2 protein-coding genes are annotated in these 4,858 nt (G+C 65.8%); both read right to left on the bottom strand.

Annotation, left to right across the window (positions count from 1 at the left end; genetic code table 11):
• Positions 1–72: 72 nt before the first annotated feature.
• A complete protein-coding gene (locus tag SH809_16100) occupies positions 73–3,027 on the bottom strand; it encodes a TonB-dependent receptor (protein ID MDZ4701234.1) in 2,955 nt (984 codons plus the stop codon).
• A 375-nt stretch (positions 3,028–3,402) separates the two neighbouring features.
• On the bottom strand, positions 3,403–4,858 hold a 1,456-nt coding region (locus SH809_16095), incomplete at its 5' end, for a TonB-dependent receptor (protein ID MDZ4701233.1).

Genomic DNA, 4,858 nt, shown 5'->3' with positions numbered 1-4,858 from the left:
GTGTTTATCAGGTAGGAGATGTCGGGAAGGAGGCGTCGGGTTACGGTCCCAGGGGGGACCTAACCCGAGCTACTAAAACGTATACACCAGCCTCCCCATCACCAGCCGGCCTATCCTCGGCGCGCCGGCGAATTCGCGGTGTTTCTCGACCAGACCGCCATCGACCACCGTGAGCAGGTTCTGGATCGTGGCGTCGAAACGCAGCCCCTGGAGGGTGCGACCGAAGTCGAAGCCGGCGGTGAGGTCGACCACGGTGTAGGCCTCGATATCCCCCACAAACGGACCCGTCCGCACCGGGAAGCCGCCGACGTGGCGCGCCGCCACGCGGGCGGAGATGCCGATCGGGAAGGCGTACGACACGCCGGCGCCGAACTTGAATTTCGGGGCGTTCAGCGGCACCTCCAGCGCCGCGTTCTCCTCGCCCAGCTCGGCGGCGTCGAAGAAGTTGTCGCTCAGAAACGAGGCGTGGGCGAACGTGCGTAGCCGCTCCGTCGCCCGCCAGTCGATGTCGATATCTGTCCCCCAGAGCGTCACACGACCGAAGTTGCGGTAGGTTAGCAGCCCGCCGACGGACGTCGCGGGGCTGCCATCGGGCAGGGTGGCCTGGTCGGGCTGAACGACGGCGACTGGCGTGTACCCGAAGCCGGCTATCTCCCCGAATCCATCGTGGGCGAGTTGCCCGAGCAGCGAGGCGGCGCCAGCGGGGTCGAGCCCCAGGCCGGCCAGGAAGCCAGCCGTGGCGGGGTCGGCCTCGGCGAACTCGGCGATCGTGGCCTCGAGCGAGCCGGCGAGGTCGGCATCCACCTCACCCAGGTATACCAGCGGCGACTCGACCAGCAGCGGACCGACGAAGTTCTCCTTCCGCGTCACGTATGCATCCACCGACACCACGAACCGGGGGCTCAACACGCCCTTGTAGCCCACTTCCACGGAGCGCGAGAGGGTCTGCTTCAGCGGGGCGACATCTACCGGGCCGGCTACCGATCGAAACCCATCGGCCGAGTTATCCGGCACGCCCAGCTGGCCGGCGGTGACGCCGTTCACAAACGGCGCGAGCTGGCCCAGCAGGGTAGCAAACTGCGCACGCTGATCCGCCGTCAATGCGTTGAGCGGGGCCGGAAGCACGGAGCCGGACTGGAGGGCCGACGCCAGCTCGGAGGAAAACGACTGGTAGACGGGGGCCAACGGCACGCGATCCACGGGCACCATCTGCCCAAAAATCCCCGGGGCTCCCGGGCTGGCCAGGTTGCCCTCGTCGGGCAGGATAAACGCCGCGAGCCCGTCCGTCCGGTAGCCGTCGAACGTAAAGCCGCGGATGGCGCCCTGCGCCTGGTAGGCCAGGTTGTACGGCAGGCCGGTCGACTGCTGGCGGATCTGTAAATCCAGGAAATACGGATTCAGGCCGGGCGCGCTGTAGGCCTGGTTGGCGGTGACGCGGAGGCTCTGCCGGGCGTCGAGTTTTACGACAAGGCCGGCGCGGGGCGACAACTGGACAACCTCGGCAATCGAGTTGAAGTCCGCCCGGGCGGCCAGCAACAGATCCACCGACGGCGAAAGCCGGGTGGTCGATTGTGCGAACAGCCCCCCTTCGCGAATATCGTCCGAATCCTCGAAACGCCCATAGACGGTCCCCTCGGTGCGGGGCTGCGTCCACTTGAAGTCGCCGCCGGCCACCATCCGGCCGCGGCCGTTGAAGTAGGTGAGGTCGTAGTTGACCTGCGCGCCGAACAGCCGGGTGTGGTCGACGATGGCGAGGGCGCTATCCGGGGCTTCGAGCAGGTTCTGGCGGTAATAATACGAGTCGCCGCTGTCGTTCTGGTTGAGGTACACCTGCGCGAAGAGCGGGCCGGCGTGCAGGCGCAGCTGGCCAAACGAGTACGCAAACCCATCCGTCTGCGCCGCGCCGATGCCCGTCAGCATGGCCATCTTCTGGGAGAGATACCCGCCGCTGGCGATGAGGCGGGCGCGGTCCGCGAAGCGGTACTCGCCCTGGGCGTTGAGGTTGTATTTCCAGTAGCCGGCGTCGCGGAGGGCGCCGCCTTCGGCCAGGATGAGTGCGTTGTCGAGCGGCTCTTTGGGGTCCAGCTCCCAGTCCTCCCCGCGCGCGAATTCGCCCACGAACTTGTAGGCGAAGCGGTTATCGACAGCCTGCGCATGGCGGACTTGCAGGTCCATCAGCCCGCGGCCGCCGCCGGCGGTTGAGAAGCTCGTGCCGGGATAGGCAAACGGGTCGCGGGTGACGAAGTGGATGAGGCCCTGATCCACGCCGGCGCCATACAACGTCGCGCCAGAGCCACGGACGACCTCGATGCGGTCGACGTCGATCGAGGCGATGGGCATCAGCCCGTACGCGTTGAGCGCCAGGCCGGGCACGGCGGACGGGCGGTGGTCGGCGATGACGTACGTCTCCCCCATCACGGAATTATTGAACCCCCGGATGGCCACCTCGCGGCGGTCGAGGCCCGTCTGGGCATAGTCGATCCCGACGACATCGCGGAGCAGCGAGGCAGACGACGGCGTGACGTCGGACAGGAGTTCGCGCTCGCCGACGACGGAGATGGCGGCGGCTGTTTCGAGGACGAGTTCCTGCTGCCGCGAGGCGGAAACGACGACGGTGTTGAGATCGATGCTGGTCTGCTGAAGCGGGACGTCGAGCGCGTGGACCTGTCCCGGTTCGAGAATGATTGAGCGGCGGAATTCTTCGTAGCCGACGTAACGGATGATGATCGTATAACGCCCCGGGCGGAGGCCGTCGATGAGGTAGGCGCCTGAGCGATCGGTGACGGCGCCGGCGACGGGCGCGGCGGCGGCACGGGACATCAGCGCCACGGTGGCCCCTTCGAGCGGAAACCCGTTGTAGGCGCCGGTGACAAAGCCTTGCAGCGCGGCGCGGTCGTCCTGCGCGCGGACGGAAGGCGCGGAAAGGAGGCAGAATGCGGCAAGAAACGCGACGTGAAGCCAGGGTGTGCGGCACAAACCGCCAGGCAACCCGGCATCCGACGGGAGCCGGCGCTGATCGAGAACCATGAGGGGGGCCCAGGGGGGGGGGTGTAACCGGTCGCCACCGCGCCATCCTGAGGAGCGCCGGAAAAAAACGAGCTAAATCAGCACGAACGGCAACGGTCGAAGTGCCCTCCGGGTTGCGGCACACGCTGCACGCCCGTTTCGTCGCTAGCGCTCCTCAGAATGGCGAGTGGAACAGGTATTCGACCAGTAGCATGATCGAATCTATTGTGTAAGTCTATGCGAATAAAGCCGCACGCGGAGAATTGATCTTAAAAACAAGAAGTCATCCCGGATGATCCGGGATGACTTCTTGGTTGCAGGTTGCAGGTTGGCAGGTTACAGGTTAAAAGTATGTAGCACACAACCTGCCAACCTGTAACCTGCCAACCTGCCAACTTAAAAGGTATACGTCAGCCGTGCAATGCCCATTCGGCCGATGCGGGCGGCGCCGTAGAACTCGCGATGGACGTTGTCCAGCAGATTCTGAATGGTCATGTCGACGCGTAGGCCCTGAACGCTCTGGCTGAAGTCGTAGCCGACGCCCAGGTCCATCAGGAAGTAGCTGTCGACATCGCCGACGTAGGGGCCGGACTCCACCGGGAATCCTTCCGTGTACCGGGCGGAGGCGTTAACGCCGAACCCGCCGGCGAACGCGTAGCTGCCGCCGAACTTGGCTTTAAACGTCGGGGCGTTGAGCGCTACCGCGAGGGCCGTGTTCGATTCGCCGAGCTCCTCGTTGTCGAAGAAGTCGTCGCTGACGATCGAGATATTGCCGAACAGGCTCAATTCTTTCGACGCGAGGACCTGGAACGAGGCATCGACCCCCCAGAATTCCACCTGGCCGAAGTTGCGGTATGACAGCATGAGCTCGGGCAGGCTGCCCACGCCCGGGTCGTTCTCCGCGGCCTGGACGATGGCTACCGGCGTCGACGCGCCCGGCAGCGAGCCGGCGGCGAGGTTGGTCAGCAGGCTGGCGACAGCCGCGGCGTTCAGCCCGAGCGCGCCAAGCTGGCCATTTAACGTCGTGTTGTTCTGGATGGCCGTCGTCAGCGCCGCCACGAGGTCTGGCGTGAGCGTCGGCACAAACACCAGAGGCGACTCGACGAGGAGGGGCCCGATGAAGTTCTCTTTCTTCGAGTAGTAGATGTCCAGGGCGAACAGCACCTTATCGCCCATCAGGCCTTTATAGCCGGCCTCGATCGTCTGCGTCGTCGTCTGCGTGAGCGGAGCGATGTCGCTCAGTTCGCTCACGATCTGGGTCGCACCGCCGGTGGGGCTCACAATGCCCATCACGCCGCGGCTGAAACCCGCGACCTGCGTGACGGCCGGATCGAGGAGTTGGACGAGCGCCGTGACGGTCGGCAGCGCGACGTTATCCGGCGCGCCGACGAGGATGCCGTTCTGGCGGAGGACGGCGAGGAGGTTGGCCGTCGGGATGGCGGCCAGGCCGTTGTACATGCTGGTGTAGACCGAGCCCAGCGGCAGGCCGACCGGCGTCTTGGTGCCGCAGGCGGCGGAAACGGCCGGGAAGCAGCCGTTGAGGCTGGAGGCGACGAGGTCGGTGCCGGCGATGGCATCGAAGGCCGGATTACGCTGCCACGTAAACCCACGCCCGGCGCCGCGGCCGCGGATGGTGATGCCGCTCGTCTGGCCGGCGACGATATCCAGGAAGTTGGAGTTCGTGCCGGGCGAGGAGAAGGCGCGGTTGAACGAGGCGCGGAAGGTGTGGTTGGTGGTCGGCTTGAGGACGACGGCCGCGCGCGGCGAAATCTGGATGTCGTCGACGATGTTGTTGTAGTCCGCCCGAAGCGCAAGCGTGAGGTCGATCTTCGGGGACAGCTCGATCGAGGAC

This window comes from Rhodothermales bacterium, from assembly GCA_034439735.1.
Lineage (GTDB): Bacteria > Bacteroidota > Rhodothermia > Rhodothermales > JAHQVL01 > JAWKNW01.
This window is presented reverse-complemented; position numbering and strand designations above follow the sequence as displayed.

Coding starts and splice junctions, on each gene's coding strand:
- SH809_16100 (MDZ4701234.1), bottom strand. CDS start 3,027: ATGGTTCTCGATCAGCGCCGGCTCCCGTCGGATGCCGGGTTGCCTGGC.